The sequence below is a fragment of the Caballeronia cordobensis genome (assembly GCF_001544575.2).
In the GTDB taxonomy this organism is placed as follows: Bacteria; Pseudomonadota; Gammaproteobacteria; order Burkholderiales; family Burkholderiaceae; genus Caballeronia; species Caballeronia cordobensis.
In genome coordinates this window covers 240,257-267,132 of sequence record NZ_FCNY02000002.1, presented here as the reverse complement: position 1 = coordinate 267,132, position 26,876 = coordinate 240,257, and the positions used below count along the sequence as shown (strand labels likewise).

General features: G+C 63.1%; 27 protein-coding genes. 15 read left to right on the top strand and 12 right to left on the bottom strand.

Annotated features, from left to right (window positions below):
* Nucleotides 1–39 precede the first annotated feature (39 nt).
* The 7 genes from AWB70_RS04670 to AWB70_RS04640 all read left to right on the top strand — a co-directional run bounded on the left by AWB70_RS04670 (nucleotide 40) and on the right by AWB70_RS04640 (nucleotide 5,805).
* Complete coding sequence (locus AWB70_RS04670) at nucleotides 40–1,563, top strand: fumarate hydratase (protein WP_053567842.1); 1,524 nt, start codon at nucleotides 40–42, stop codon at nucleotides 1,561–1,563.
* A 200-nt stretch (nucleotides 1,564–1,763) separates the two neighbouring features.
* Nucleotides 1,764–2,240: a bacterioferritin gene (gene bfr / locus AWB70_RS04665; RefSeq protein ID WP_014190999.1), complete on the top strand. Its 477-nt coding sequence runs from the start codon at nucleotides 1,764–1,766 to the stop codon at nucleotides 2,238–2,240.
* An 8-nt stretch (nucleotides 2,241–2,248) separates the two neighbouring features.
* The gene (gene murI, locus AWB70_RS04660; protein ID WP_053567841.1) at nucleotides 2,249–3,112 is read left to right on the top strand and encodes a glutamate racemase; all 864 of its coding nucleotides are present in this window, start codon (nucleotides 2,249–2,251) and stop codon (nucleotides 3,110–3,112) included.
* 177 nt (nucleotides 3,113–3,289) lie between these two features.
* Nucleotides 3,290–3,526, top strand: a complete 237-nt coding sequence (locus AWB70_RS04655) for a (2Fe-2S)-binding protein (RefSeq protein ID WP_014190997.1) — start codon at nucleotides 3,290–3,292, stop codon at nucleotides 3,524–3,526.
* 320 nt (nucleotides 3,527–3,846) lie between these two features.
* A complete protein-coding gene (locus tag AWB70_RS04650) occupies nucleotides 3,847–4,578 on the top strand; it encodes an energy transducer TonB (RefSeq protein WP_053567840.1) in 732 nt (243 codons plus the stop codon).
* 27 nt (nucleotides 4,579–4,605) lie between these two features.
* Complete coding sequence (locus AWB70_RS04645; RefSeq protein WP_014190995.1) at nucleotides 4,606–5,364, top strand: MotA/TolQ/ExbB proton channel family protein; 759 nt, start codon at nucleotides 4,606–4,608, stop codon at nucleotides 5,362–5,364.
* An 18-nt stretch (nucleotides 5,365–5,382) separates the two neighbouring features.
* Nucleotides 5,383–5,805: an ExbD/TolR family protein gene (locus AWB70_RS04640; RefSeq protein ID WP_014190994.1), complete on the top strand. Its 423-nt coding sequence runs from the start codon at nucleotides 5,383–5,385 to the stop codon at nucleotides 5,803–5,805.
* A 393-nt stretch (nucleotides 5,806–6,198) separates the two neighbouring features.
* On the opposite strand, the gene AWB70_RS04635 is transcribed toward AWB70_RS04640, so the two are convergent.
* Nucleotides 6,199–7,161: a LysR family transcriptional regulator gene (locus AWB70_RS04635; protein ID WP_014190993.1), complete on the bottom strand. Its 963-nt coding sequence runs from the start codon at nucleotides 7,159–7,161 to the stop codon at nucleotides 6,199–6,201.
* Between the two features lie 162 nt (nucleotides 7,162–7,323).
* Between AWB70_RS04635 and AWB70_RS04630 the strand changes: the two genes are divergently transcribed.
* From AWB70_RS04630 to hemP, 4 genes are all read left to right on the top strand, one after another.
* The gene (locus AWB70_RS04630) at nucleotides 7,324–8,196 is read left to right on the top strand and encodes a pirin family protein (RefSeq protein ID WP_053567839.1); all 873 of its coding nucleotides are present in this window, start codon (nucleotides 7,324–7,326) and stop codon (nucleotides 8,194–8,196) included.
* A gap of 157 nt (nucleotides 8,197–8,353) precedes the next feature.
* Nucleotides 8,354–8,752 carry an OsmC family protein gene (locus tag AWB70_RS04625; protein WP_053567838.1) on the top strand — a complete coding sequence of 133 codons (399 nt, stop codon included), beginning with the start codon at nucleotides 8,354–8,356 and terminating at the stop codon, nucleotides 8,750–8,752.
* A gap of 40 nt (nucleotides 8,753–8,792) precedes the next feature.
* Entirely contained in the window at nucleotides 8,793–9,281 is a 489-nt protein-coding gene (locus AWB70_RS04620) for an SRPBCC family protein (RefSeq protein WP_053567837.1), read from the top strand.
* 147 nt (nucleotides 9,282–9,428) lie between these two features.
* Nucleotides 9,429–9,677, top strand: a complete 249-nt coding sequence (hemP, locus tag AWB70_RS04615) for a hemin uptake protein HemP (protein WP_053567836.1) — start codon at nucleotides 9,429–9,431, stop codon at nucleotides 9,675–9,677.
* 258 nt (nucleotides 9,678–9,935) lie between these two features.
* On the opposite strand, the gene AWB70_RS04610 is transcribed toward hemP, so the two are convergent.
* From AWB70_RS04610 to uvrB, 6 genes are all read right to left on the bottom strand, one after another.
* Entirely contained in the window at nucleotides 9,936–10,349 is a 414-nt protein-coding gene (locus tag AWB70_RS04610; RefSeq protein WP_014190988.1) for a GlcG/HbpS family heme-binding protein, read from the bottom strand.
* 40 nt (nucleotides 10,350–10,389) lie between these two features.
* Nucleotides 10,390–11,793, bottom strand: a complete 1,404-nt coding sequence (locus AWB70_RS04605) for a 4Fe-4S binding protein (protein WP_200826397.1) — start codon at nucleotides 11,791–11,793, stop codon at nucleotides 10,390–10,392.
* Complete coding sequence (locus AWB70_RS04600; protein WP_014190986.1) at nucleotides 11,790–12,641, bottom strand: FTR1 family iron permease; 852 nt, start codon at nucleotides 12,639–12,641, stop codon at nucleotides 11,790–11,792. The genes AWB70_RS04605 and AWB70_RS04600 overlap by 4 nt, the downstream gene beginning before the upstream one ends.
* A gap of 65 nt (nucleotides 12,642–12,706) precedes the next feature.
* Nucleotides 12,707–13,045, bottom strand: a complete 339-nt coding sequence (locus AWB70_RS04595) for a cupredoxin domain-containing protein (RefSeq protein ID WP_041730263.1) — start codon at nucleotides 13,043–13,045, stop codon at nucleotides 12,707–12,709.
* A gap of 71 nt (nucleotides 13,046–13,116) precedes the next feature.
* The gene (locus AWB70_RS04590) at nucleotides 13,117–13,662 is read right to left on the bottom strand and encodes an iron transporter (protein WP_081478172.1); all 546 of its coding nucleotides are present in this window, start codon (nucleotides 13,660–13,662) and stop codon (nucleotides 13,117–13,119) included.
* Nucleotides 13,663–13,973: 311 nt separating this feature from the next.
* On the bottom strand, nucleotides 13,974–16,070 hold the full coding sequence (gene uvrB / locus AWB70_RS04585; RefSeq protein ID WP_014190983.1) for an excinuclease ABC subunit UvrB: 2,097 nt from the start codon (nucleotides 16,068–16,070) through the stop codon (nucleotides 13,974–13,976).
* Nucleotides 16,071–16,458: 388 nt separating this feature from the next.
* Here uvrB and AWB70_RS04580 point away from each other — a divergent pair, with 388 nt between their 5' ends.
* On the top strand, nucleotides 16,459–17,658 hold the full coding sequence (locus AWB70_RS04580) for an amino acid aminotransferase (protein WP_053567834.1): 1,200 nt from the start codon (nucleotides 16,459–16,461) through the stop codon (nucleotides 17,656–17,658).
* A 76-nt stretch (nucleotides 17,659–17,734) separates the two neighbouring features.
* Here AWB70_RS04580 and AWB70_RS04575 read toward each other — a convergent pair whose 3' ends face one another.
* On the bottom strand, nucleotides 17,735–17,953 hold the full coding sequence (locus tag AWB70_RS04575; RefSeq protein ID WP_053567833.1) for a hypothetical protein: 219 nt from the start codon (nucleotides 17,951–17,953) through the stop codon (nucleotides 17,735–17,737).
* A 239-nt stretch (nucleotides 17,954–18,192) separates the two neighbouring features.
* Here AWB70_RS04575 and AWB70_RS04570 point away from each other — a divergent pair, with 239 nt between their 5' ends.
* A complete protein-coding gene (locus tag AWB70_RS04570) occupies nucleotides 18,193–18,744 on the top strand; it encodes a hypothetical protein (protein ID WP_053567832.1) in 552 nt (183 codons plus the stop codon).
* 80 nt (nucleotides 18,745–18,824) lie between these two features.
* Here AWB70_RS04570 and AWB70_RS04565 read toward each other — a convergent pair whose 3' ends face one another.
* Both AWB70_RS04565 and AWB70_RS04560 read right to left on the bottom strand, forming a co-directional pair.
* Nucleotides 18,825–20,237 carry a lactate utilization protein B gene (locus AWB70_RS04565; protein WP_053567831.1) on the bottom strand — a complete coding sequence of 471 codons (1,413 nt, stop codon included), beginning with the start codon at nucleotides 20,235–20,237 and terminating at the stop codon, nucleotides 18,825–18,827.
* Between the two features lie 11 nt (nucleotides 20,238–20,248).
* Nucleotides 20,249–20,983, bottom strand: coding sequence for a (Fe-S)-binding protein (locus tag AWB70_RS04560; protein ID WP_053567830.1), 735 nt, complete (start codon nucleotides 20,981–20,983; stop codon nucleotides 20,249–20,251).
* A gap of 190 nt (nucleotides 20,984–21,173) precedes the next feature.
* Here AWB70_RS04560 and AWB70_RS04555 point away from each other — a divergent pair, with 190 nt between their 5' ends.
* Nucleotides 21,174–21,989 (top strand): IclR family transcriptional regulator, encoded by an 816-nt coding sequence (locus tag AWB70_RS04555; RefSeq protein ID WP_014190978.1) that lies wholly within the window; start codon nucleotides 21,174–21,176, stop codon nucleotides 21,987–21,989.
* A 79-nt stretch (nucleotides 21,990–22,068) separates the two neighbouring features.
* Here the strand turns inward: AWB70_RS04555 and pbpG are convergent, their stop codons facing one another.
* The gene (pbpG, locus tag AWB70_RS04550; protein ID WP_014190977.1) at nucleotides 22,069–23,253 is read right to left on the bottom strand and encodes a D-alanyl-D-alanine endopeptidase; all 1,185 of its coding nucleotides are present in this window, start codon (nucleotides 23,251–23,253) and stop codon (nucleotides 22,069–22,071) included.
* 749 nt (nucleotides 23,254–24,002) lie between these two features.
* Here pbpG and AWB70_RS04545 point away from each other — a divergent pair.
* Nucleotides 24,003–24,578, top strand: a complete 576-nt coding sequence (locus AWB70_RS04545) for a phasin family protein (RefSeq protein WP_014190976.1) — start codon at nucleotides 24,003–24,005, stop codon at nucleotides 24,576–24,578.
* Between the two features lie 169 nt (nucleotides 24,579–24,747).
* On the opposite strand, the gene lpdA is transcribed toward AWB70_RS04545, so the two are convergent.
* Nucleotides 24,748–26,805 (bottom strand): dihydrolipoyl dehydrogenase, encoded by a 2,058-nt coding sequence (lpdA, locus tag AWB70_RS04540; protein WP_075644211.1) that lies wholly within the window; start codon nucleotides 26,803–26,805, stop codon nucleotides 24,748–24,750.
* Nucleotides 26,806–26,876: the final 71 nt, after the last annotated feature.

The window sequence follows — 26,876 nt, the reverse complement described above, 5'->3', positions numbered from 1 at the left end:
AACGCCACCACATAATTTCGTCCCCCCTGAGCTTACGCCATGACCGTCATCAAGCAGGAAGACCTGATTCAGAGCATCGCCGATTCGCTGCAGTACATCAGCTACTACCATCCGCTCGACTATATTCAGGCGCTCGGCCGCGCCTACGAGCTGGAAGAAAGCCCCGCCGCGAAAGACGCGATCGCCCAGATCCTGACCAACAGCCGCATGTGCGCCGAAGGCAAGCGCCCGATCTGCCAGGACACCGGCATCGTCACGGTGTTCGTGAAGGTCGGCATGGACGTGCGATGGGACGGCGCGACGATGTCCGTCACCGACATGATCAACGAAGGCGTGCGCCGCGGTTATCTGAATCCGGACAACGTGCTGCGCGCGTCGATCGTGAGCCCGCCCGAAGGCGGCCGCAAGAACACGAAGGACAACACGCCGGCCGTGATCCATTACGAGATCGTGCCGGGCGACAAGGTGGACGTGCAGGTCGCGGCCAAGGGCGGCGGCTCGGAGAACAAGTCGAAGTTCGCGATGCTGAACCCGTCGGATTCGATCGTCGACTGGATTCTCAAGACCGTGCCGACGATGGGCGCGGGCTGGTGCCCGCCGGGCATGCTCGGCATCGGCATCGGCGGCACGGCTGAAAAGGCGATGGTCATGGCGAAGGAATCGCTGATGGACCCGATCGACATTCAGGACGTCATCGCGCGCGGGCCGCAGGACTGGATCGAGGAACTGCGCGTGGAACTGCACGAGAAGGTGAACGCGCTCGGCATCGGCGCGCAGGGTCTCGGCGGCCTCGCCACCGTGCTCGACGTCAAGATCATGGCGGCGCCCACGCACGCGGCGAGCAAGCCAGTCGCGATCATTCCGAACTGCGCGGCGACGCGCCACGCGCACTTCACGCTCGACGGCACGGGCGCGGCGAAGCTCGAAGCGCCCCCGCTCGACGCCTGGCCGAAGGTCACGTGGCAGCCGAACACGGAGACGAGCAAGCGCGTCGACCTGAACACGCTGACGCCGGAAGAAGTCGCATCATGGACGCCGGGGCAGACGCTGCTGCTCTCCGGCAAGATGCTCACGGGCCGCGACGCCGCGCACAAGCGCATTGCCGACATGCTCGCCAAGGGCGAAAAGCTGCCGGTCGATTTCACCAACCGCGTGATCTATTACGTCGGTCCGGTCGATCCGGTGCGCGACGAAGCCGTCGGCCCGGCGGGCCCGACCACGGCCACGCGCATGGACAAGTTCACGGACATGATGCTCGCGCAGACCGGCCTCATCTCGATGATCGGCAAGGCCGAGCGCGGCCCGGTCGCCATCGAGGCGATCAAGAATCACAAGGCAGCGTATCTGATGGCGGTCGGCGGCGCGGCCTATCTGGTGTCGAAGGCGATCCGCGAGGCGAAGGTGCTCGCGTTCGAAGACCTCGGCATGGAAGCGATCTATGAATTCGACGTGCAGGACATGCCGGTGACCGTCGCGGTCGATTCGACAGGAACCTCGGTCCACAAGACCGGCCCCGCCGAATGGCAGGCGAAAATCGGAAAGATCCCCGTCGCGACGGCTTGAAGCGAATTCAATAGCGGTTTATAACGCTAGAGACGAAGAGCCGGGCACACTGCCCGGCTCTTTTCTTTGCGAAGGCGCTATTCGAGAAGCATTTTCATTCTCAGTTTCGTCTGGAATAAAGAATTTCCTCTCAACCTTGGCATTGTCACGCTCAAGGTTTATCTTTCCCTCAGTGCCCCACGTTACAACAAGGAACAATCATGCAAGGCGACGCAAAGGTCATCGAATTTCTGAACGCTCAGTTGAAAAACGAACTGACCGCGATCAATCAGTACTTCCTGCACGCCCGGATGTATCAGCACTGGGGCCTCGAAAAGCTGAACAAACACGAGTATGACGAATCGATCGGCGAGATGAAGCATGCCGACTGGCTTATTCAGCGCGTATTCATGCTCGACGGCCTGCCGAACCTGCAGGATCTGCACAAGCTGCTGATCGGCGAAGAGACGAAGGAAATTCTCGAGTGCGATCTGAAGCTCGAACAGATCTCCCAGTCGACCTGCAAGGAAGCGATCGCGTACTGCGAGTCCGTGCGTGACTTCGTTTCGCGCGAGATCTTCGAAAAGATCCTGCACGACACCGAAGAGCACATCGACTGGCTGGAAACGCAGCTCGATCTGATCGACAAGGTCGGCATCCAGAATTATCAGCAGACCATGATGGGCGACCACGAATAAGCCGTTCGATGTCCGTGACGGCGGTTTCCCCGATGATTCCCGACGCGAGCGCGCCGGTCGGCATTTTCGACTCCGGCCTGGGCGGCCTGTCGGTGCTGCGCGCCGTGCGCGCGACGCTGCCGCGCGAGCGGCTGATCTACGTCGCCGATTCCCTTCATGCGCCCTATGGCGAACGCGACGACGATTTCATCGTCGACCGCACGATGGCAATCGGCGAATGGCTCGTCGGACAGGGGGCGAAGGCGCTCGTCGTCGCGTGCAATACGGCGACCGCGCAGTCGATCGCGCTCGTGCGCGAGCGGCTGCCGATTCCGCTCGTCGGCGTGGAGCCTGGTGTGAAGCCGGCGGCGGCGGTGTCGAAATCGCGCGTGGTCGGCGTGCTGGCCACGGCCGTGACGCTGCGTTCCGCACGATTCCAGTCGCTGCTCGACCGCTACGCGGGCGACTGCCGCTTCATCTGTCAGGCGGGACACGGGCTGGTTCAGGCGGTCGAGCGATGCGACACGTCGTCGCCCGCGCTCATGGCGCTGCTCGAAAGCTATCTCGCGCCGATGCTCGACGCCAACGCCGACACGCTCGTGCTCGGCTGCACGCACTACCCGTTTCTGGATCGCGCGATTCGCCAAATTGCCGGCGAGCGGCTGCAGATCGTCGATACGAGCGTCGCGATCGCGCGGCAACTCGAACGCCTGCTCGACGCCCACGCGCTCAGGAACACCGCGCAGCCGGACACGCTGCCGCGCTTTTGCTCCACCGCCGATGGCGAATCGCAGCGCCAGCTCGCCGCCTCCCTCCTCCAGATCGACGCTCCCGTGGAGCACGTCGACATCCGTTCGCGCCGCGCGCGCCTGCCTGAACCCGACATCGTCTGAGGGTTTCTCTCGCGAAAGCGCCTCGTGCGTCGTGCGCTTTCGCCCGCCAGACAAGGCTCCCTAGCAATAAACTCGCTAACTCGCGCGCTCTGTTACAAAAAACACCGAGCCCCGCTTGCAAACGCAGCAATCTAGAATGATAATAATTCGCATTAACGCTAGCTATCGCGAACGATCATGATTGTCTGTGTCTGCAAATCAGTGTCCGACCGCAAGATCCGAGCCGCCATCGCCGATGGAATGGATTCCTTCGACGAACTGCAATTCGAGCTCGGCGTGGCGCTGTGCTGCGGCAAGTGTGAATCGAGCGTGCGCGACGTGATGTTGCAAAGCGGCGTCTGTGCGTCGCGCTGCGGCGTCGAGCATCGCGAGATGGTCGCGCCGCTCACGTTCTACGAACGCCAGGCTGCCTGAAGCATCCCGCGCGGAGCGGGCAACACCGCATCCGCGCTCAACCGACGGCGCCCGCTGCCGCTCTCGCTGTCGGATCGTTTGATCGCCTCCAGCAAGCCAAGTTACCTTCGCTCTTCCGGTCACTTCTAGCCAGCCGCGCAACCCCTTATCCCTGGAGGGAAAAATGGAATTGCTGATCGGTTTTGTGACCACCCTGTTTATCTCCCTGCTTATTTTCCGAAAATGACGTCGTCTGGTTTCTTCCGCGCCGAACTCGTGCAGTCGTTGGACCGCAGCGTCTCCAGCAACAACCCGCGCAGCACCGCAAGCAGCCAATAACAATGCAGTCCCCGACCACTACTACCGCCGTATTCCAGACGGCGCAGGCATCCAACGGCAATCCGCGCGTGATCGCGGCGTGCGCCGCTGTCGTCGCGATTCACGTCGCGTTGCTGGGCGCCGCGCTGACCCTGCGCAACGAGCCGTTGCCGCGCCCGATCGAAGCGAAATCGATCACCGCGCAACTGATCAGCGAAACGCCGCAGCCCGCGCCGCAGCCGGTCGCGGTGGAAACGCCGCCGCCGCCCAAGCCGGTGCCGCAGCCCGTTCCGAAGCCGCAGCCCAAGCCGAAGGTCAAACCGAAAATCGAGCCGAAGCCCACGCCGATGCCGGTGACCGAGGCGCCGTCGCAGATCGCCGCCCCCGCGCCCGAACCCACGCCGCCCGCTCCGCCGCAGCCCGCCCCGCCACCGGCGGCGCCCGCTATCGGCAAACCGAGCATGGATCTCGCCGCGCCGAAGAACGTCGCGCATCTGAGTTGTAACATCGCGCAGCCAGACTATCCGGCAATGGCGAAGCGCCGCGGCGAAACCGGCACGGCCGTGATCCGTCTGACGGTGGGCCTGTCGGGCAAAATCGAGAACGTCACGCTGCAAAAAAGCAGCGGTTCGTCGCGCCTCGACGACGCGGCGCTCGACGCCGTGCGTGGCAGCGCGTGCAGCCCGTACAAGGAAAATGGCGAAGCGATCCGCGCGACCGCCACGGTGCCGTTTGTTTTCAGTCTGAACGACTGATCGTTTTTTAGATACAAGGAAAGAGAAATGGAAAACTACGGGATTGCGCACGTCTGGGCGCAAGGCGACTTCGTGACGCGGGGCATCGCGCTCGCGCTCGTCATCATGTCGGTGCTTTCGTGGACGGTGATCGTCGTGAAGGCGTGGAACGTCGTGCGCCTGAAGCGCCTGACCAAGAACGCCGAGCAGGCGTTCTGGCACTCCGACGATTTCAACGACGGCATCAAGAAGCTCGGCAGCAAGTCGTCGAGCCCGGCGGACAACCCGTTCCTCGCGCTCGCGCTCGCCGGCCAGGAAGCGGCCGAGCACCACACGCAGACGCAGCCGCATCTGCACGACCGCATGGACGTGTCGGACTGGATCACGCGCTGCCTGAAGGACGTGATGGACGAAGGCGTCGGCCGCATGCAATCGGGCCTCGCGGTGCTCGCGTCGATCGGTTCCACCTCGCCGTTCGTCGGCCTCTTCGGCACGGTGTGGGGCATCTATCATGCGCTCTTGACCATCGGCGCGACCGGCCAGACGTCGATCGATCAGGTTGCCGGTCCCGTCGGCGAATCGCTGATCATGACCGCGTTCGGCCTTTTCGTCGCGATTCCGGCGGTGCTCGGCTACAACGCCCTCACCCGCGCGAACAAGGGCATCGTCACGAAGCTGAACCGCTTCGCGCACGGCCTGCACGCCTTCTTCGTCACCGGCGCCAAGCTCAACTCGGCGACCCGCCCCTCGAAGAACGGCAACGCCGACAGCCTGCGTCTCGCGACGCGCGCGTCCGCGTCGTCGTAAGCGAAGGGAGGTCGCAACATGGCCATGAGCCCTTTCGCCGGCGATGAAGACGACGGCATGATGAGCGAGATCAACATGACGCCGCTCGTCGACGTCATGCTGGTTCTCCTGATCATCTTTCTCGTCACGATTCCCGCCATGCATCACGCGGTGAAGATCGACCTGCCGCACGCCAGCAGCCAGCCGCAGGACGAGAAGCCCGCGCATGTGAACATCGCGATCAAGGCCGACGGCACGACGCTGTGGGACGATCAGCCGATCGACGAAGCGACGCTCAACGCGCGCATCGCGCAGGCGGCGCAGCAGAATCCGCAGCCGGAAATCCATCTGCGCGCGGATCGTCAGGTGGCGTATGAGAAGGTCGCCGATCTGATGTCGGCGGCGCAGTCGGGCGGATTGACGAAGATCGGTTTCGTCACCGAGCCGAAGAACGGCAAGTAACGCGCAGGCTACAGCTCGAAGCGCCCTCTTCCGGGCGCCCAAAGTAAAAGGCCTGCATCGCCAGACAAGCCCTCCAGGGCGCTCCAAAGTAAAAGGCCTTCATCGCCAGATGAAGGCCTTTTTTCGTGCGCACTCGGCGCATTCGGGCGAGGCGGTCACTTTGGGTTCGTATAGCCAGAACCAGAAGTCCCGTCACATGCGGCAGCCGTGGTCGACACGGACAGCGCAATCAACCCTATCAGGCTAACTATCAGAGCAGCCGTCAGTTTTCGCATAGGAGCTCCTTAGCGAAAGAGCCTTCAATATACCGCCGCGACTTTCGGGCTTCAATTGAATCTGACCATCGCAAGCGCGCGCTTCAATGTCTTAAGCCAATGAGCCCTGCCCGCGCGGTCAAACTGTTTCGCGTTCCGGCTTTTCGTGAACAGGACATTCTCCGGGAAAGCGCTGGCCGCTACCGATCGACTCGACGAGAAAATCGACGAACGCGCGCACTGCAGGGACCATGCCCTGCCGCGATAAAAACACCGCGTACAGTTGCGGCGACGGAAACGTCCAGCCCGGCATGACCGGCGAAAGCTGACCCGAGCGCAACGGCGCGCCGTACATCATCTCGGGCAACGCCGCGATGCCGACGCCGCGCATCACGGCCTCGCGAATCATCGAGAGATCGGCGGTGACGAGGCGCGGCTCGTGCTCGAATTCATGGCGTGTGCCATCGGGCGCGATCAGCCGGTAGACATGGCGGCCGTCCGCCGAGGGCGTGTCGAGCGTGTCGTACTGGGCGAGCTCGGCGGGCGTCATCGGCGGCGCATTCGATCTGAGCAGCGAGGGCGCGGCGACGAGCATCTGCTCCGTGCGCCACAGCGGCCGCGCGACGACGTTCGAGCTCGCGGGCGGCTCCGAGCGCACGCGCAACGCGACATCGACGGCGTCCTCGAACAGATCGACGACCCGGTTCGTCACGCGCAGCACGATGCGCACTTCCGGATAGCGGTGCATGAAATCCGGCATCACGGCGGAGAGAAACGTCTGCGCGATCGTCACCGGCACGCTCACGCGCACGGTGCCGCGCGGCGAATCGCGCAGGCTTTGCACGACGTTGACGGCCGCCTGCGCCTCGGCGAGCATCGCCTGGCAATGCTGGTAGAAAAGCTGGCCGGCCTCGGTGAGCGCGAGCTTGCGCGTGGAGCGCTGCAACAGCCGCACGCCCAGCGACGCCTCCAGTTCCGACACGCGCCTCGAGAGCCGCGACTTCGAGATGCCGAGCACGCGCTCCGCGGCCGAAAATCCGCCGTGCTCGACGACGTGCGAGAAGTACATCAGATCGTTCAGGTCATGCGAGTCGGCTTTCATGTATTACTCGATGTGGCGCTGAAGTGTGCAGCGATTCGTTATCGCCAGCGGGACAATCCATTGCGCTGCAGGCTCTTTTACGGCGAAATGCGGCCCATATAATAGCTCTGTGTTTCAAATTTAGTGCTATTCCCTTACTTTCCGATTCTGGAGCGAGGCCTCATGTCCACCAGCCGCAGTATCGAACGCATCATCCCGGCGACCCGCACCGTCGAAGGCGGCGGGTTCGTCGTGCATCGCCCGTTTCCGACCCGTCTTCTGATGGACTTCGATCCGTTCCTGCTCCTCGACGAGATGGGCCCCGCCGACTACGCGCCCGGCGAGGCGAAAGGCGCACCCGATCACCCGCATCGCGGTTTCGAGACCGTCACGTACATGCTCGAAGGCGAATTCGGCCACAAGGACTCGGCCGGGCACTCCGGCACGCTGCGCCCCGGCGACGTGCAATGGATGACCGCCGGCGCGGGCGTCGTGCACAGCGAAATGCCGGCGGAGGAATTCACGCGCCAAGGCGGCCGCGTGCATGGCCTGCAACTGTGGGTGAATCTGCCGCAGCGCGACAAGATGATCGCGCCGCATTATCAGGAGATTCCGTCGGCGCGGATTCCCGTTGCGACGAGCGAGGACGGCAAGGTCAGCGTGAAGGTCATCGCGGGCGAAGCGCTCGGCGTGAAAGCCGCGATCGAGACGCGCACGCCGATTCTGTATCAGCACTTCACGCTCAAGCCGGGCGCAAAGATCGATCTGGCCGTGCCGCGCGACTATCGCGTGTTCGCCTATCCGCTTTCCGGCACGGCGCTTTACGGGCCGCAGCGCCAGCCGGTGCGCGCCCAGCAGATGGTGATTTTCCGCGATGACAGCGACACGATCGCGCTCGCCGCCGGCGATGAACCCGTCGAACTGCTGCTGATCGGCGGCGTGCCGCTGAAGGAGCCGGTCGTGCGCTACGGCCCGTTCGTCATGAACACCGAAGACGAAATCCGTCAGGCGGTGGTCGACTATCAGGCCGGCCGGATGGGGACGATCACGCATTAGGCTCATGAGCCTTGACCGCGCGGGCGGCGGTCGAAAACACAGAAACGGTGCGGCACGAACGGACACATTACGTCACAATGACCGTTCTAGCCGCACCGCTTTCGTATCCTCGTCATCTTTGTCATTTTCGCAGTCCAACAGGAACAAGGAGCAACGCATGGCCGGACCTTCCGTGAGCGCCCGCATCGGCGGCACCGACTATCAAGTCCGTCTCGACGACGGCACGCATTCGTGGATCGCCGACGAACCGGCCAGCATCGGCGGCGGCGACACGGGGCCGGAACCGGCGTCGCTGCTGCTCGCGAGCCTCGGCGCATGTACGTCGATCACGCTGAAGATGTACGCGAAGCGCAAGGAATGGCCGCTGGAAGCGGTGCACGTCGAGTTGTCGATGACGAGCACCGCCGACGGCACGAACATCGAACGCCGCATCGCGCTCACGGGCGAGTTGTCCGGCGAACAGCGGGAACGGCTATTGCAAATAGCCAATGCGTGCCCGATGCACAAGGTCTTGTCCGGTGCAGTCCGCATCGAGTCCGGGCTCACTCAGCAGTGATGCATCGCGGGCACCACGAACGTCCAAGGAAACCGTCGTCTTGAATTTCGAACATCTGATCCAGATCAACGATCCGCTCAACCCGCTCGTCGAAGCGCTCACGCGCGACCAGTTGTGGGAAGGCCTCGTCCTGCGCGCCGAGCAGCCGCAGCTGTTCGTGCTCGGCCTGGATAGCTGCGACATCCTTTCGCGCGAAGGCGACACGATGGAGCGCGAGCTGCACTACGGCCAGGCCACCGTGCGCGACCGCGTGACGCTCACGCCCGGTTCGAGCGTGCGTTATGACATCCTGCCGACCGCGGAGTATGTGGGCGGCTCGCTCACGATGGCGATCGAGCAACCCGACGCGCTTCAGCTTTTCCTGCGCTTCACCTATCGCACGACGCTGCCGGAGAACGAGAATCCGAGCGCCGACGAGCGTCAGACGCAGGAAATCGTGAAATCGGCGTATCGCGAGTCGGATATCGACACCGTGCGCCTGATCCGGCAGTTCGCGCACGGCCGGACGGCGGGTAAGCCGCTGCACTGAGCCGATTTACCGATGCGGTGGCGCAGGTTCGCCGCCGCATCGAGCGTAGCTATCGGAAGGTGCGATTCAATCGGAAAGTCTAGTTGCAAATAGGAATAGTTATCATTTACTATAGACCCATCGAATCAACGAACGCACACTTCCGACATGACCGACACGCTGCGATCCTCCACGCTCAGGCTGCGCCGCCCGGCTGTCCGCGACGCCGCGATCACCCGCCCGAAGACGACCACCGTCACGACGGTGCATGTCGCGCACGCCGCGCAAAGCAGCGGCGAGCGGTCGCTCAAGAGCGACGCGCTGCTGCAGGGGCGCAGCCACGTGAGCATCGTGCATAACGGGGAGACCTATCAGTTGCGCGCAACGCGTCTGGGCAAGCTGATCCTGACGAAGTAGCGCGAAGGCAAGAACAGCAGTAGTACAGGGTATTGTGGGGACCACCTCGCCAAGAGGTGTTTGGCCTTAGCCAGCGAGGACGACTTGCACGCGAGAATTTAGACCCCTTCGTGCAAACACCAGCCAGTCGTCGATAGCAAGCGAAGCCGCTTTTTTTGGTTCCTGCGCGAGTGCAAGCGCCATGATGCGCTGCATCGGAAATCGAACGGCACGCTCTTTGACGAGAGCGTGCCGTTTTTATTTGATGCGCGCGTGAAATCAGACGTTCTCGATGCCCAGCGCCGCGATGCCCGCCTTGGCAATCTGCGCGTCCTGCTCCGACTTCACGCCCGATACGCCCACCGCGCCGACGATATCCGCGCCGACGAAAATCGGCACGCCGCCTTCGAGCATCGCCGTCAACGGCGCGGACAGGAACGCGGTGCGGCCCTGCTTGATCGTGTCTTCGTAGACCTTGGTTTCGCGGCGGCCGAGCACGGCGGTGCGCGCCTTGCCCGTCGCCATTTCCGCGGTGCTCGCGCCCGCACCGTCGAGACGATGCAGATGCAGCAGATGCCCGCCGTCGTCGACGATCGCAATCGTCACATTCCAGTTGTGTTCCCTGGCGTGCGCCTCGGCGGCGGCGGCCATGGCCTTGACGTCTTCATCGGTCAGTACGGGTTTGGTTCTCACTGCTCGCTCTCTCGTTGCCGTGCGACACGGCGTGGACGGTTTATCGGCTGAAGCCCCAGAACATCAGGTACCAGGCGCTGTCCGCGACGGCCAGCGCAAGGACAAACCATACCATCGCGAGGAGGCGCGAACCAAGCGCCGATGTATAGCGGCGCGTCACGCGCCACGCGAGCCACGCGCTCCACAGGTTCGCGGCGGCGAGCAGGCCGAGGCGCAGGCCCGGCACCCACCACAAGGGCAGATGTTCGGCGCGCAGCAGCGACACGGTCGTCGCCGACAGGCCGAGAAATACGCCGACGCCCGCAAGCGGAATCAGCGCGAGCGTGAGGTGATGCAGGCGCGTGGCGTCGAACTTCCCGAGCATGCGCGTGCCCGCCGCGAGCAGCGCCAGCAACGCCGTGCCATAAACGAGCCCCGTCACGACGATATAGCCGACGACCATCGTGCCGTCGAGCCACGAGAAAACGTCGTTCTGCTCCGGATAGTGCGTGAACAGGAACCACGGCGCGTTGGTATCGAGCGGCCAGAGAATGTCGTGATCGATCAGCCACGCGGCGAAAATCTGCTTCAGATCGACGAACCACGTGCTCACGGTCCAATGGAACGCGCCGATCGCGATGCCCAGCAGCCCGTACAGAATGAGCGCGGTGTCCCACGGATTCGCGGCCTTGTCGCCGAGCTGCACGACTTCTTCCGACGGCGAGCGCCACGTGAGCGCGATCGCGTCGCGATGGCCGCTGCATCGGCCGCACATGTGACAGTCTTGCGCGCCCTTCATGTTGCGCAAGGGAACGAGCGGCGCGCAGTTGATCGGAATCACGCGATGACCGTGCTCGCCCTTCGTGTACGAGCGGCGCCACGCGTCTTCGTCGACCTTGAAATGAAACGGCGCGAGACGCGCGAGCAGCGAGAACACGCCGTTGACGGGGCACAGATACTTGCACCAGACGCGCTTCTCGCGCCCGTACAACACGCCGATGATCATCGCGCCAACGGTCGAGCCGCCGAGCACCAGCAGCACCGCCTTCGGATACTGATAGACGCTGACCATCTGCCCGTAGATCGTCGTGAGACCGAACGCGACGAACGGCCAGCCGCCCCAGCGCATCCAGCGAGGGATCGCCCAGCCGCGGCCGAACTTGCTCGCGAACTCGGACAACGCGCCTTCCGGACACAGCACGCCGCACCAGACGCGCCCGAGCATGACCATCGACAGCAGCACGAACGGCCACCAGATGCCCCAGAACACGAACTGCGCGGCGAGCGTGAGGTTGTTCCAGAGATGCGCCGCGCCGTCCGGCAGCGGCATCACGGCGGGAACGACGATCAGAAACGCATACACGGCAACGACGACCCACTGAATTGCGCGGATCGTGCTGCCGTGACGCTGCATCCATTGGCCGGCTTGCTGAAGCCGGCCTGCTCTAGGTATGACGGAACTCATGCTGGACGGCTTGCCGCCTTTTGTTTTTGCGCCATCTGGTTATTCGAGCGGCGCAACAGGAGATAGATGACGATCCAGTAGACCGCATACGCGACGAGGTTCATGCCCGCCGGATGCGCCCGATAGCCCGTGAGCGTCGCGACGAGCGAACCGAACGTGCTCGAATCGTCGAGAATCGCGGACGTGTTCCACACCTGATTGACGATGACCGGCAGCACTTCCATGTCGATCAGCTTGTCGACGCCCGTTTCGAAGAGGCCCGCCGCGAGGAACAGCAGCATGATTTCGGTGACGCGGAAGAACGTGCGCCACGAGAAGATCTTGCCGCCGAGCTGCAGCACGTAGAACGTGAGCAGCGCGAGACCGAAGCCGAGCACGATCGCGACATACTGCGACGCGTCCACGTGCCCCGACTGGCCGAAGCCCACGCCGTACAGGAACACGGCAGTTTCGCTGCCTTCACGCGCGATCGCAAGCGCGACCAGGAGCGCGATGCCCCACCAGTGCCCGTCCTGCGTGCTCTTTTGCAGCGACGTTTCCATGTCGCGCTTGAGCGTGCGGCCGTGGCGCTTCATCCACAGCACCATCTGCACGATCAGCACGCAGGCGACCAGCACCATCGCGGTCTGGAAGTAATCCTGCGCATCGCCCGACAATACTTCGGTGAAGCCGATGAGCGCCGCGCCCAGCGCGACCGCCGCGAGCAGGCCGATAGCGACACCCGTCCACAGATAAGGCAGGCCGCGGCGCGCCTGATGGTCGCCGTTCTTCAGCCACGCGTAGAGAATGCCGACGACGAGCAACGCCTCGACGCTCTCCCGCCACACGATGAAAAGTACCTGCCCCATTCCAAACCTCCCGCAATTCCACTGCAATCGGCCGCGCGCCGACCGAGGCGCGCGCGGCGCGTCCGTTACTTCGCGACGATCACGCCTTGCGCGCTCTGATGGAAATCGTCGAAGAACTTGTATTCACCCGGGTCCAGCGGCGCGATCACGACGAACGAATCCGCGCCCGGCGCAAGCACCTTCTCCTTGCGCAACTGCACGCTTTCGAACTCGGCGGCGCCCTTGCCGATGTTGTGCACCTCGATCTTGATGCGCTGCCCCGCCGGCACTTCGATGCGCGTCGGGTTGAGCTTGCCGTCGTTCATTTCGAGCTTGAACGTCGGCAGGTCGGCGGCTTGCGCGATACCCGCGATCGATGCGAGCGCCGCCGCCGCGAAAGCGGCCATGTGTTTTTTCAGTTTCATGCGTACTTCCTGAAGATAGATGCATCCGGCCGCGCAACAGCCGGATGCTCACGGGCGCTTGACTGAACGACTCAGTAACCGCCCTTCTTGCCGATGCCCGCGAACGGGAAGTCGTATTCGATCGTGAACGGCTTGAACCACGGGCCCACGCCGGTTTCCTTGTCGACGTGACGGCCGAACGCCATATGGCCTTCCTGCGTCGGCGGCGAGATATGCAGCTTCAGGTGATACTTGCCCGGGCCGAACAGCTTCACGTTGTCGCCGTAGTGCGGGCCGTCGCTCGCGACCATCGCCATCAGGTCGCCCTTGACCGTCTGCGTCGTGCCGACCTTCGTGAGTTCATACGTCACGTTCAGATAAGGCATCCAGTCGCCTTCCGCGAAACCGGTCGGATTGTTCTTGACCGCGTGGATGTCCGCTTCCAGATGGATATCCGAATCCGACGCCTTGCGCATCATGCCTTCAGGCGCCATCGTGATCGGCTGGAGGTACACGGCGCCGGTTTCCATGCCGCCCTCGATATGCTGCTTGCCGATCGGATATTCGGCGGCCGAGGCTGCCATCATCGCCGTGAGACCTGCCGCGGCGACGAGACCGCGCATCAACGTTGAACCCATCAGAAACTCCTTGTTGTTATCGATTGGCGCGCGCCATGCGAGCCTTGCCACTGAACCTTGAAAATGCATCCGCACCGTCGTTCCCCGGCGCGCCCTTAGCACAGTTCCGTGAACGTTAATACGAACCATTCTCAATGTTCATCAGTTTAGCATCGTTCGACACCCGGAACAATTTGAGTGTGCTTACAAACCTAGGCGCCGTAAGGCTTTTCGCGGAATCGCGCGATGTGGCGCATTAACAAAAAAAAGCGGCGAACCCTTCGATTCGCCGCGCTTCGTGAATAAAACCTCGCACATCACTTACATTCAACTTACTTTCCGCCGATTCCGCTCACGTGATCGCCCACGTTCGCCCCGAACACGCGTTGTCGCAGGAGCGCCAATTGGTCGCGGGTCTGGGCCGCCTTTTCGAATTCGAGATTCTTGGCGTGGTCCATCATCTGCTTTTCGAGCCGCTTGATTTCCTTGGCGATCTGCTTCTCGGACATGTCCTCGAACTTCGCGCGCGTCTGCGCTTCCTTCAGCTCGGCGCGGGCATCGTCGGCGTTGTAGACGCCATCGATGATGTCCTTGATGCGCTTCTCGACGCCGCGCGGCGTAATCCCCATTTTCTCGTTGTGCGCGATCTGCTTGGCGCGCCGCCGCTCGGTTTCGCCGATGGCGCGCTTCATCGAGTCGGTCATGTTGTCGGCGTACAGGATCGCCTTGCCGTTCACGTTGCGCGCCGCCCGGCCGATGGTCTGGATCAGCGAACGCTCGGCGCGCAGGAAGCCTTCCTTGTCGGCGTCGAGAATCGCGACGAGCGACACCTCGGGAATATCCAGCCCTTCGCGCAGCAAGTTGATGCCGACGAGCACGTCGAACGTGCCGAGCCGCAGGTCGCGAATGATCTCGACACGTTCGACCGTGTCGATGTCGCTGTGCAGATAGCGCACTTTCACGCCGTGATCGGCGAGAAACTCGGTGAGCTGCTCGGCCATGCGCTTGGTCAGCACGGTGACGAGCACGCGCTCGCGCGCCGCGACGCGCGCATTGATTTCGCCGAGCACGTCGTCCACCTGCGAACGCGCGGGGCGCACTTCGATTTCCGGATCGACGAGGCCGGTCGGACGCACGAGCTGCTCGGCCACCTGCCCCGCTTTCGTTTTCTCGTAGTCGGCGGGCGTCGCGGAGACGAAGATCGCTTGACGCATCTTGCGCTCGAACTCATTGAACTTGAGCGGGCGATTGTCGAGCGCGGACGGCATGCGAAAACCGTAATCGACGAGATTTTCCTTGCGCGCGCGGTCGCCGTTGTACATGCCGTTCAACTGGCCGATCAGCACGTGCGATTCATCGAGCAGCATGAGCGCGTCGGGCGGCAGATAGTCGACGAGCGTCGGCGGCGGCTCGCCGGGCGCCGCGCCCGAGAAATGCCGCGAGTAGTTCTCGATGCCCTTGCAGAAGCCGAGCTCCTGCAGCATTTCGAGATCGAAGCGCGTGCGCTGCTCCAGCCGCTGCGCCTCGACGAGCTTGCCGTCGCCATGAAAGAATTCGAGCCGCTCGCGCAATTCGAGCTTGATGGTTTCGATCGCGCGCATCACGGTATCGCGCGGCGTCACGTAATGCGACGACGGGTACACGGTGAAGCGCGGAATCTTGTTGCGCACGCGGCCGGTGAGCGGATCGAAGAGCATCATCGATTCGACTTCGTCGTCGAAAAGCTCGACGCGCACCGCCATTTCCGCATGCTCTGCCGGAAAGATATCGATCGTGTCACCGCGCACGCGGAACGAGCCGCGCTGGAAATCGGCTTCGTTGCGCGTGTACTGCATCGCGATCAGGCGCGCGATGACATCGCGCTGGCCAAGCTTGTCGCCCGTGCGCAGCGTGAGAATCATCCGGTGATATTCCGACGGATTGCCGATACCGTAGATCGCGGACACGGTCGCGACAATCACGACATCGCGCCGCTCGAGCAGGCTTTTCGTGGCCGAAAGACGCATCTGCTCGATATGCTCGTTGATCGACGAATCCTTCTCGATGAACAGATCGCGCTGCGGAACATACGCTTCCGGCTGGTAATAGTCGTAGTACGAGACGAAGTACTCGACCGCGTTGCGCGGAAAGAACTCGCGGAACTCGGCGTAGAGCTGCGCGGCGAGCGTCTTGTTCGGCGCGAAGACAATGGCCGGACGGCCCATGCGCGCAATCACGTTGGCCATCGTGAACGTCTTGCCGGAGCCCGTCACGCCGAGCAGCGTCTGGAACGACAGGCCGTCCTCGACGCCTTCGCAGAGCTTCGCGATGGCTTCGGGCTGATCGCCCGCGGGCGGATACGGCTGATAAAGCTGAAACGGCGAACCTTCGAACGTGACGAACTTGGATTCGTCCAGTTCTTCGGGAGATTCGATGAGGGTATCGGACATGTGAACCTGAAGACCTGAGTCTGCGCCGGAGCAAACAACTATTCTAGCGGCTGCCGGAAAACACGCGCGGCGCGGAACGGAGAGCGGATCGGATGCAGATTGGGACCGCGCCGCCGATCTCAAGCGCGTGTCTTGCGGCCCTTTTTGCGCGTCCGGCGCACATCGGTCAAAACCATGCCCGCGCGAAAAACCCGCGTCGCAGGCTGGCTGCGGCGAAAAAGCCCGTGCGGATTCGTTACAATGGACGGCTGGGCCCGACGGCGGGCGTGCAACACGCATCGAAACCGCCGAAGACGCCGCTCACGCATGCTCCGCCTCGCGCGCGCCGCCTTTTGCCGTTCGCGAGCGCAATCCTGCCGCACCGTCTTTTTCTCACTGCCGATAGATCATGTCTCTTTTCTCTGCCGTCGAACTCGCTCCCCGCGACCCGATCCTGGGCCTGAACGAAGCCTTCAACGCCGATACGCGCACGACCAAAGTCAATCTGGGCGTCGGCGTGTACACCAACGAGGAAGGCAAGATTCCGCTGTTGCGCGCCGTGCGCGAAGCCGAGAAGGCGCGCGTCGACGCCGCGCTGCCGCGCGGTTATCTGCCGATCGACGGCATCGCCGCCTATGACAATGCCGTGCAAAAGCTGCTGCTCGGCGAGAGCTCGCCGCTCATCGCCGCAGGCCGCGTCGTCACGGCGCAGGCGCTCGGCGGCACGGGCGCGCTCAAGATCGGCGCTGATTTCCTCAAGCGCTTGAATCCGAACGCGATCGTCGCGATCAGCGATCCGAGCTGGGAAAACCACCGCGCGCTGTTCGAAAGCGCCGGTTTCGACGTGGTCAACTACCCGTATTACGAAGCCGCCACGCACGGCGTGAACTTCGACGGCATGCTCGCGGCCCTCAACGGCTACGCGGCAGGCACGATCGTCGTGCTGCACGCGTGCTGCCACAACCCGACCGGCGTCGATCTGTCGGACGACCAGTGGAAGCAGATCGTCGAAGTCGTGAAGGCGAAGAATCTCGTGCCGTTCCTCGACATGGCGTATCAGGGTTTCGCGGAAAACATCGATGCGGATTCGGCCGCCGTGCGTCTGTTCGCCGCTGCCGAGCTGAACGTGTTCGTCTCGTCGTCGTTCTCGAAGTCGTTCTCGCTGTACGGCGAGCGCGTCGGCGCGCTGTCGATCATCACCACGAGCAAGGAAGAATCGGCGCGTGTGCTGTCGCAACTGAAGCGCGTGATCCGCACGAACTACTCGAACCCGCCGACGCACGGCGGCTCGATCGTCGCGGCGGTGCTGGCTTCGCCGGAACTGCGCGCAACGTGGGAACAGGAACTCGGCGAAATGCGCGATCGCATCCGCGCGATGCGCAACGGTCTCGTCGAGCGCCTGAAGGCGAGCGGCGTCGATCGTGATTTTTCGTTCGTCAGCAAGCAGCGCGGCATGTTCTCGTACTCGGGCCTGACCGCGGCGCAAGTCGATCGTCTGCGCGACGAGTTCGGCATTTACGCCGTGAGCACCGGCCGCATCTGCGTGGCCGCGCTCAACACGCGCAACCTCGATGTCGTGGCGAACGCCGTCGCGGCCGTTCTGAAGTAAGCCTCCGCGTTCTTCCGCGGAAACAAAAATGGCGCCCCGGCGGGCGCCATTTTTTTGTGCCCTGCTTTCCGGTGCGTCAGAGCGTCTTTTGCGCGGGAAGCGTTTCCGGCGTAACGGCATCGTCTTCGACGAAACCGAGCGAAATCGCGCGCGCCAGTTCCGCGCTCACGCCGGCGACGCCGGTTTGCTCGTGCCGCAACGCCGCGCCGCCGCCCTCGCCCGCATGCATGCAGAACGTCAACGCGACAGGAAGCAGGATGGCGACGGGCCAGTAGGTCGATATAGTCTTTTTCATGGGACTGCCTTGGTTCGATAGTCGCAGTGGACGAAGACCCACTGACGGACGCTTCGAATGTTACGCAATCGTCCCAATCTTAAAAAGCCATTGAAAAGCAAAGGTTTGTTGCGCAAGCGACAACAAGCGTCGATGCCGGACTGGCGCAGCGTCGTCATAAAGGCTTACAAAGTTGTCGGGACAACGCGGCCTCCGTGGTGTCTCATGGGAATAGTTGGTCAACGAACCCTTTCGAAATCATGAAATCCGCTGTTGCTGGTCTCTTGCTTGCCTTTTCCGCCGCGCTGCTCGGCGGTTGCGCCGCCTATCCGGACGGGTCGGTCTACGGCGGTGGTTATCCGGCCGCCGTGTATGACGATCCCGGCTATGGCTATTACGGCGCGCCGCCGGTGCAATCGGGCGTCGTCATCGGCGGCGGGTATTACAACGGTCCGGGTCCGTACTACGGTCCTGGCCCCTACTACGGTCCTGGGCCCCGCCGCTATTGGGACGACGGTCCCGGCTGGCGACGTCCGCCGCCTCAAGGGGGCTGGAACAACCGGCCGTCCAATGGCGGCGGTCATGGCGGCCCGCCGCCGCAAGCCGGCGGCGGACGTCCGTCCGGCGGTCCGCCCCCGCAGGCGGGCGGCGGCGCGCCGCTGCCTAAAGCCGTGGGCGGTCCGCCGATGCGGCCTCCGGCTGCCGCCGCCCCGCCGCCTTCCAATCCGGGCGGCAACAACCAGGGCGGCAATCGCGGCAGCAGCTACGGCGGCGGCAACAACAAGTGGCATACCGGGCCGGTCGGAAACTGAGCCGCTTCGCTGCATCTGCCCGACAAAAAACGGCGCTGGAACGCAAGTTCCAGCGCCGTTTTTCGTCATGGACGCGGCCGTCAGTCCAGATGCGAATGCTGCGCCTTGTACAACTCCCGGAACGTGCGCCCGACCGGCGCGGGCATGTCGCGCGTGCCGGTCCATCCCGCGCCGAACGGCAGACGCGAGATCGTCTTCCGGTTGCCGCCCATCCGTTCGAGCACACGCACCGCGAGCTTCGTGAAGAGCGCATACGCCGCCGGGCGTTTCGCGAGATAGCCCCACGCCGCCAGCGCCGCGCGTTCGTTCCACGGCCGCAACCGCCGCTCCATTTGTTTTTCGCGTAACTTTCGTAACAGATCCGACAGCGGAATGCCGACCGGACAGACGCTATTGCATTCGCCACAGAGCGTCGCGGCTTGCGGCAGATCGAGCGCGCGGTCGATGCCGACATACGCCGGCGTGAGCACCGAGCCCATCGGTCCGGGATACACCCAGCCGTACGCATGGCCGCCGATCTTCTGATAAACCGGGCAATGGTTCATGCACGCGCCGCAGCGGATGCAGCGCAACATCTCCTGAAACTCGCCGCCGATAAGCCCGGTCCGCCCGCCATCGACGAGCACGAAGTACATGTGCTCCGGCCCGTCCGTTTCGTCCGCCGCGCGCGGCCCGGTCAGCAGCGAAAAATAGTTCGAGACGGTCTGCCCGGTCGCGGAGCGCGGCAAGAGGCGCATCGCGGTGGCGAGATCTTCGAGCGTCGGCAATACCTTTTCGATGCCCGTCACCGCGACATGCACGCGCGGCATCACCGTGCACATGCCTTCGTTGCCCTCGTTCGTCACGACGGCCACCGACCCCGTCTCGGCGATCACGAAGTTGCCGCCCGTCACGCCCATGTCCGCCGACATGAAATGCGGACGCAGCACCTCGCGCGCCTCGCGCGTCATCTCGGGAATGTCGGTAAGACGCGGCTTGTTGTGCGTCTTCGCGAAGAGATCGGCGATCTGTTCCTTATCCTTATGCACGACCGGCGCGATGATATGGCTCGGCGGCTCGTTGTCGTTGATCTGCAGGATGTATTCGCCGAGATCGGTTTCGATCGACTGCACGCCCATCTCGCCGAGCACGCGGTTCAGTTGCATCTCTTCCGAGACCATCGACTTGGTCTTGATGACCTTCTTCACGTCGTGCTTGCGGGCAATCTCGGCGACGAGCTTCGCCGCGTCCTGCGTCGATTCGGCATAGAGCACCGTCGCGCCGCGCCGCGTCGCTTCGCGCTCGAAGGTTTCGAGCCATACGTCGAGATTCTCGAGCGCGCGATTGCGGCGCTCCTTCAGCGCGGCGCGGGTCGCTTCGAAATCGATGTCGCGCACCGCGCTCGCCCGCGCGCTCACGAACTTGGTCGAGAGCTTGGTGAGATTCTGCTGCAGGCGCTCGTCGGCGAGTTTCGATGAAGCGCGCGCCTTGAAGTGCATCGTCTGGACTTGCATGGGTCGCTCCTTCAGGCGTTGCGGGTCACGTCGCCCGCGAGCACTTGCGCGATATGCAGCACGCGCGTGCTCGTGTCTCCGGTTCTGCGCAGCCGTCCTTCGATGTTCAGCATGCAGCCGAGATCGCCGAGCACGACGGCATCCGCGCCGCTTGCCTTGATGTTCGCGCATTTCTCGTCGACGATCGCGGTCGAGATGTCGCCGTACTTCACCGCGAACGTGCCGCCAAAGCCGCAGCAGTGTTCGCAGCCGCTCATCTCGGTCAGCGGCACGCCCGCTTGCGCCAGCAGTTCGCGCGGCTGCGACTTCACGCCGAGCTCGCGCAGGCCCGAGCAGGAATCGTGATACGTGACCATGCCGTCGAACGCGCCCGGCTCCATGCGCGCCTTTGCGACGGTCACGAGAAAATCGGTGAGCTCGAAAACGCGCGGCTGCAGGCGCGCGAAGCGGTTCATCAGTTGCGGATCGTCTCGAAAAAGATCGCCGTAATGCGCGCGGATCATGCCGCCGCACGAACCCGACGGCACGACCACGTAATCGAACTGCTCGAATTCGCGCAGCGTTTTCTCGGCGAGATCGCGCGCGAGCGGCCGGTCGCCGGAGTTGTAGGCCGGCTGGCCGCAGCACGTCTGGGACGGCGGCACGATGACCTCGAAACCCGCGCGCTCGATCAGCTTGATGACAGAGAAGCCGATTTCAGGACGCATCATGTCGATGAGACACGTGACGAAAAGTCCGACTCGCATTGGGGGCGTTTCCTGTTTTGTAGAAGTGATGTGAACGCACGCCGATTATCCGCGAAAGTCCCGCGCGACGGCGTTCGCGGCGGCCCGCGCGTATTTGGGACGATCGATGTTCCCCAACAGCGTTCGCTTTTTTCACATTATGAGATACAATTGCCGTTCCGCTGTTTGACGCATCAACCGATTTTTTACGATGAGCGATACGAACCCGGAATCCAAAACCTCCATTCAGGTGATCGAGCGCATGATGCGTCTTCTCGACGCCCTCGCCGACCACACTGATCCCGTCAGCCTGAAAGAGCTGTCGCAGAGCACCGACCTGCACCCGTCCACCGCGCACCGCATCCTGAACGACATGGTGCTGTGCCGGCTCGTCGACCGCTCCGATCCCGGCACGTACCGGCTCGGCATGCGCCTGCTTGAGCTCGGCAATCTGGTGAAAGCGCGTCTTTCGGTGCGCGAAGCCGCCATGCCGCCGATGCGCGAACTGCATCGGCAAACCGGGCAAACGGTCAATCTGTCCGTCCGTCAGGGCGACGAGATCGTGTATATCGAGCGCGCCTATTCCGAGCGCTCGGGCATGCAGGTCGTGCGCGCGATCGGCGGCCGGGCGCCCTTGCATCTGACTTCGGTCGGCAAGCTCTTTCTCGCCGCCGACGAAGCGTCGCGCGTGCGCGCCTACGCAATGCGCACCGGTTTGTCGGGCCACACGCAGAACAGCATCACCGATCTCACCAAACTCGAACGCGAGCTCTCGCACGTGCGCCAGCAAGCGTGCGCGCGCGACAACGAAGAGCTGGAGCTCGGCGTGCGCTGCATCGCGGCCGGCATCTATGACGACACCGGGCGGCTCGTCGCCGGCCTGTCGCTATCCGCGCCGGCCGATCGTCTGCAGGACGCGTGGCTCAAGCAACTGAGCCATACCGCGCTCGAAATCTCGCGGCAACTGGGCTATCGCCCGGAAGAGGCCGCAATGGAAGCGCAGCAGGCTCAACACGCGCATCGCTGAATCCGCGGCGCATGAAAAAACGGGATTCGTCTTTCGATGAATCCCGTTTTGCTTTTGCGTCCGTGAAGCGAAGAAGCGCTTAAGGGTTTGCGCCACTGCCCATGTCGGCGCTCATGATGTGAGGCTCGCCGAGCGTGTCGAGATACGAGCGCAGGCGGCCCGCATCGGCGAAGCGCGAATACTTGCCGTACGAGTCGAGCAGCACCATCACGACCTGGCGGCCGTTCACGTTCGCCTGCATCACGAGGCACTCGCCCGCTTCGTTGATGAAACCCGTCTTCTGCAAACCGATATCCCACGATGCATTGCGAATCAGCGCGTTGGTGCTGTTGTACGCGAGATTGCGCTTGCCCGTGAACACCTCGTAGCTGCGGTCGGTCGAGAACTTGCGGATCAGCGGATACTGGTACGCGGCATTCACCATCTTCACGAGATCGCGCGCGCTCGACACGTTCTGGCTCGTGAGACCCGTGGAATTCTCGAAGTGCGTATCGGTCATGCCGAGGGACTTCGCCTTCGCGTTCATCGCGGCGATGAAGCCCGGACGGCCGCCGGGGTAATAGCGCGACAGCGCCGCGGCCGCGCGATTCTCGGAGGCCATCAGCGCGATGTGCAGCATGTCTTCGCGATTGAGCGCCGAGCCGACCGCGAGGCGCGAGCCGGTGAACTTCTCGTAATCGCGATCTTCGTCGGTGACGGCGAGCTCGTCGGTGAGCGGCATGTGCGAGTCGAGCACGACCATGGCCGTCATCAGCTTGGTGATCGACGCGATGGGCACGACGGCGCGCGAGTTCTTGTCGAAGAGCGTCTCGGACGTGTTCTGATCGACGACATAGGCGACGCTCGAACGCAGCGCGAGGCTATCGGGCGTGTCATGCAGCCCGAACGCCTGGCCGACCGACGTCGCGCGCGGCTGGAAGGCCACCGCGTGCACCGCGGCGCGGCGCGCGTGCGGCTCCATGCGATAGGCGACGCGGCGCTTCTTCGACGCGCGGGGCGCGTCGTCGTCGTCATCGGCGGCGGCGACCTTCGCGGCTTTCGCCGGTTTCGGCGCCCGGAGCGTGGTCTTCGCCACGCGGGCCGGTTTTTCAGCTTTGACGGGCTTCTTTGCTGTCTTGGTTGCGGTAGTAGTGGTCTTCGCGAGGGCTTCAGCCGGAACCGCTGCGAAGGACGTCGCGACTGCGATGGAGACGGCGAGGGACAATGCGGAGCGCATCGCCACGCCATGCACCATCTTCAACGACGAAAACATTTCGGTTTTCATTAGTGTTCTGTTGGGCGGCTGGAGAGTACCGCCAAGTGTAGTGAAGCTACGAAATTTAAGCAATATTAAGTACTTATGGGCACTCGTTAAACCGAGTTGTAAGCCGTGATTGCTTATTGCCGATTGACCACGCGCCGCGATCGGAAGAAACGATCGACGCGGCGAAACCGTGCTGCCGACAGCGCCCTTTTCTGCCCGACGACACACGCACTATCGGCAAAACTTTCCACGACTTTAGTCGAACCGGTGAAACAGATCGGACAAAACGCAGATTTTCGATCGAGGGAATGAGGTGCAGCCACGGCCCGCACCGCTTGCGGCAGTTTGGGCAGCCGAAATGTTAACGTTTCTTCAACAATTTGGTGTACGGCGGCGTCTTAAAAATAAGACATGCATGAGAAACCTCCTTTTGCATCGCGGCAAGGGCAACATCAAAAGTTCATGCAGCCGTGCTTTCATCGGAGCATGCGAGGGTGAGCACCCTGTCTTGCAGCCCTTTCCAGCCGTAGGCGGCTAGGGGTTTCCCCGCACGCATTTCGCTCCTTCCCCACAAAGTAAGCTCTTGTTTAACAACGGTTTTCCCCGATGGTGCGACGCACAAAAAGTGCTTGACATCCAACGGAATATCTCTAAAATGGGCTTCATGTTGCGACGCACCAATTGCAGTTGCACCTAACCGGCAGGTTCGCCGAGCCGGATCTACCAAACCACGACCCGCGCTTTGATGGGTCGGCCATCAGGAGCCTGAGATGACGCTGTTGACCCCCGAGCAAATCGCCGCTGCACAGAAAGCCAACTTCGACACGCTGTTCGGCCTCACGAACAAGGCATTCGAAGGCGTTGAAAAGCTCGTCGAACTGAACCTGCAAGTCGTGAAGTCCACGCTGGCCGAAAGCCAGGAAAACGCACAGCGCGCGCTGTCGGTCAAGGACGCGCAAGAACTGCTCGCGCTGCAAGCCAGCCTGACCCAGCCGGTCGCGGAAAAGGTGCTGTCGTACGGCCGTCACCTGTATGAAATCGCATCGGCCACGCAAGCCGAATTCGCCCGCGTCGCGGAAGCGCAGTACGAAGAGCAAAACCGCAAGGTGCAAACGCTCGTCGACAACGTCGCGAAGAACGCACCGGCCGGTTCGGAAACCGCTGTCGCCGTGATGAAGTCGGCCATCACCGCCGCCAACACGACGTACGAAACGGTTCACAAGGCAACGAAGCAAGCTGTCGAAATCGCTGAAAGCAACTTCAACGCCGCTGCCACGGCTGCGACGAAGGCTGCTACGCAAGCGACGGAACAAGCTTCGCGCGTCGCGAAGAAGTCGGTTGCCTAAGTTTGCCGCCGGGTTCTGCCCGGCGTAGTGCAGCACGCATCACGAAAAACCCGGCCACCGCGCCGGGTTTTTTGTCGTCTGTGGGTCTGTGGTTTGGATCGCTGCACACAAGAAAGGCGCGCTCCCATAACAGGAGCGCGCCTTTTGCACTTTTACGAAGCGCCGGAGCTTACTTCTTGCGCTGCGGCGGCAGGTCCGTGCACACGCCTTCGTACAGTTCCGCCGCCATGCCGACCGATTCGCCGAGCGTCGGGTGCGGGTGGATCGTCTTGCCGATGTCGGTCGCATCCGCGCCCATTTCGATCGCGAGACACACTTCGCTGATCAGATCGCCCGCATTCAGACCGACAATGCCGCCGCCGATCACGCGATGCGTTTCCTCATCGAAAATGAGCTTGGTGAAGCCTTCGTCGCGGCCATTGGCGATCGCGCGGCCCGATGCGGCCCACGGGAACACGGCCTTGCCGAACTTGATGCCTTCGGCCTTGCACTGATCTTCCGTCTTGCCCGCCCACGCCACTTCCGGGTCCGTATAAGCGACGGACGGAATCTGCAGCGCATCGAAATACGCTTTCTCGCCGTGCGCCGCTTCCGCCGCGACGTGACCTTCGTGCACGGCCTTGTGCGCGAGCATCGGCTGGCCGACGAGATCGCCGATCGCAAAGATGTGCGGCACGTTGGTGCGCATCTGCTTGTCGACGTCGATGAAGCCGCGATCCGTCACCGCGACGCCCGCCTTGTCCGCGCCGATCTTGCCGCCGTTCGGGCTGCGGCCGACCGCGAGCAGCACGAGGTCGTAACGTTGCGGTTCGGCCGGCGCCTTCTCGCCTTCGAAGGTCACGTAGATGCCGTCTTCCTTCGCTTCGGCCTTGGTCGTCTTGGTCTTCAGCATGACGTTGGTGAAACGCTTGCTGTTGAACTTCTCCCAGACCTTCACGAGATCGCGGTCCGCGCCGAGCATCAGGCCGTCGAGCATTTCGACGACGTCGATGTCCGAGCCGAGCGTCGAATACACCGTCGCCATTTCCAGGCCGATAATGCCGCCGCCCACCACCAGCATGCGCTTCGGAATCTGACGCAGTTCGAGCGCGCCGGTCGAATCGACGACACGCGGATCGTCCGGGAAGAACGGCAGCTTCACGGCTTGCGAACCAGCCGCGATGATCGCCTGCTTGAACTTGACGACCTTCTTGCCGTCCGGCCCCTGCACTTCCATGTGATTCGGATCGACGAAATTGCCGACGCCCGTCACGACCGTCACCTTGCGCGCCTTCGCCATGCCTGCGAGACCGCCGGTCAGCTTCTTGACGACGCCTTCCTTGAAGCCGCGCAGCTTGTCGAGATCGATCTTCGGCTCGCCGAAGCTGATGCCGTGCGCGGCCAGCTCCTTCGTTTCATCCATCACGAGCGCGGTGTGCAAAAGCGCCTTCGACGGAATGCAGCCGACGTTCAGGCACACGCCGCCGAGCGTCGAGTAACGTTCGACGAGCACGGTCTTCATGCCGAGATCGGCTGCGCGGAACGCCGCCGAATAACCGCCGGGGCCCGCGCCGAGCACGAGCATGTCGCATTCGACGTCCGCCGAGCCGGAATAGCTGCCGGCCTGCGGAGCGGGCGTCGGGGCTGCGGCCGGCGCCGAAGCCGGAGCCGCCTTCTGAGGCGCAGCCGCAACCGCACCGCCTTCGAGCGTCAGCACCAGCGTGCCTTCCGACACATTGTCGCCCACCTTGACCTTCACTTCCTTCACCGTGCCCGCGGCGGGCGACGGCACGTCCATCGTCGCCTTGTCGGATTCGAGCGTGATGAGCGACTGCTCCTTCTCGACCGTATCGCCCGGCTTCACGTGAATTTCGATGACCGGAATGTCCTTGAAGTCGCCGATGTCCGGCACCTTCACATCCTGCACGCCGCCGCCCGAAGCCGGCGCCGGCGCCGGAGCAGCCGCAGCCGGTGCGGGCGCAGCGGCCGGCGCGGCCGCGGCAGCCGCGCCTTCCGTTTCGATCATCGCGATGACCGAGCCTTGCGACACCTTGTCGCCCTGCTTGACCTTCACTTCCTTGATCGTGCCCGCGACATCGGCGGGCACTTCCATCGTGGCCTTGTCGGTTTCGAGCGTGATGACGCCCTGTTCCTTTTCAATGGCGTCGCCGGGCTTGATATTGACTTCGATGACATCGACATCGGAGAAGTCGCCGATGTCGGGTACTTTTAGTTCGACGAGACTCATGTTGTCCCCTAAGAGATGTGCGGATGGAACCTCAGGCACACGCCCGGGGTTCCGCCGTCGGCCAGATCAGA